General features: G+C 69.0%; 1 protein-coding gene and 1 pseudogene. One reads left to right on the top strand and one right to left on the bottom strand.

All coding sequences use genetic code 11. The features are described from left to right. Positions 1-3 precede the first annotated feature (3 nt). Positions 4-1,494, bottom strand: a complete 1,491-nt coding sequence (locus tag ACFXB5_RS39435; protein WP_385217733.1) for a M1 family metallopeptidase — start codon at positions 1,492-1,494, stop codon at positions 4-6. A gap of 185 nt (positions 1,495-1,679) precedes the next feature. Here ACFXB5_RS39435 and ACFXB5_RS39440 point away from each other — a divergent pair. Continuing rightward, positions 1,680-2,012, top strand: a pseudogene (locus ACFXB5_RS39440) (hypothetical protein); the annotation flags it as partial.

The following is a 2,012-nucleotide window of genomic DNA, read 5'->3' on the forward strand; positions in this document are numbered from 1 at the left end:
GGCTCAGCGTCCGTGGGCGCTGTGGGTGTCCTGGATCCGCTGCCAGGACTTCGGCCGCACCGGCGCCTTGGCCGGGCTCACCTCCGCCGCCCGCGCCTGTGCGGCGGCCGGCTTCGACGGGGTGAACAGCCAGGTGTCGAAGAGCGAGGCCAGCGGCTTGCCCGACACCTTCTCCGCATAGGTCACGAAGTCCTTGACGGAGGCGTTCCCGTACCGGTGCTCCGCCGTCCAGCCCTTCAGGATCGCGAAGAAGTCCTTGTCGCCGATGTGGTTCCGCAGCGCCTGGAGGGCCAGCGCGCCCCGGTCGTACACCGCGTCATGGAACTGGTTCTCCGCCCCCGGGTTGCCCGGCTCGACCTTCCAGAAGGGGTCGTCGGCCGGGTAGGAGGCGTAGGTGTAGTCCGCCAGTTCCTGCGCGGTGCCCTCGCCCTCCTTCTCCGACCACAGCCACTGCGCATAGCTGGCGAAGCCCTCGTTGATCCAGATGTCGCGCCAGTCCTTCAGCGAGACGCTGTCGCCGAACCACTGATGGGCCAGCTCATGCACGACCAGCGAGGTGTTCGCGCCCTTGGCGAACCCCTTCGGGCTGTAGAACGGCCGGGTCTGGGTCTCCAGCGCGTAGCCCGTGGGCACGTTGGGGACATAGCCGCCCAGCGCGTCGAAGGGGTACGGGCCGAAGACCGTGGACTCCCAGTCCACGATCTCCGCCGACCGCTCCACGCTGGCCCGCGCCGCCCCCGCGTTGTTCCCGAGGTCCTTGCTGTAGGCGTTGATCACCGGCAGGCCGTTGGCGGTGGTGTCCGTCGTGATGTCGAACTTGCCGACCGCCAGCGTGGCCAGATACGTGGCCTGCGGCTTGCTGGAGCGCCAGTTGTAGCGGGTCCAGCCCAGCTGGGAGCTGGTCGACTGCAGGGTGCCGTTGCTGATCGCCTGCGTTCCGTCCGGCACCGCCACCGACACGTCGTAGGTGGCCTTGTCCAGCGGATGGTCATTGCTCGGGAACCACCACCACGCCGACTCCGGCTCATTGGCCGCGATCCCGCCGTCCGGGGTGCGCAGCCAGGAGGTGAAACCGTTCGCCACGACCTTCGAGGGCGTGCCGCTGTAGCGCACGACCACGGTGAAGGGGCGGTCGGAGGTGAGCGGCGCGGCCGGGGTGATCTCCAGCTCATGGTCGCCGGTCGCCTTGAAGGTGGCCTTCTTCCCGCCCACCAGCACCTCGCTCACCTCGAGCGCGAAGTCCAGGTTGAACCGGGACAGATCCTGCCGGGCGTCGGCCACGATCGTCGCCGTGCCCTCCAGCCGGTCCGTCTTCGGCTGGTACTTCAGCCGCAGGTTGTAATGGGAGACGTCGTACCCGCCGTTGCCGTACGAGGGGTAGTAGGAGTCCCCGATGCCGGGGGCGCCGGGCGTGGCATCGGCCGCCGATGCCGGGATCGCCAGCAGCAGGCAGGCCGCGGCCGCGCCCGGGACGAGGAGTCTGTGGTGACGCACGAGTCCTCCAACTCGTAGGGGAGAACGATCACTCGTGACCCTATGTACTCCTCACACGCACCTCACGTCCATCACGCCGTCCGACATCCAATCGACATCCGGACGCAATGCGTATCGACTCGGACATGCCCAGGACATGTATCGCCCTCTTCTGTACAGGAGTTGACTCGCGCTACCGTCCGCCCGTGCTGCTACAGACGCGGAGATCCCGCATCCCCTGGACCACACTCGTGCTGTCGGCGGTCACCGCGCTGGTCGCCGCCGTCATATCGCTGCTGCCACCGCTCGGTGCCCCGGCCGCCCACGCCGCCTCCGCCGCGCAGAGCAGATCGGACAGCAAAGCAAAAAGCCCATCAGAAAGCAGACCTGTCTACTCCTACGAGAACGCCATCCGCGAATCCGTATGGGTGGACACCACGGTCGAGGGGGGCGCGGGCCGGCGGGCCCGCCCGGGGGCCGGCGCCAACGTGGGGGCGCGCGCACCCGCCCCGCCCGGGCCCCCCCGCCCCCGCCACACG

This window comes from Streptomyces sp. NPDC059455 (assembly GCF_042750115.1).
GTDB classification, from domain to species: domain Bacteria; phylum Actinomycetota; class Actinomycetes; order Streptomycetales; family Streptomycetaceae; genus Streptomyces; species Streptomyces endocoffeicus.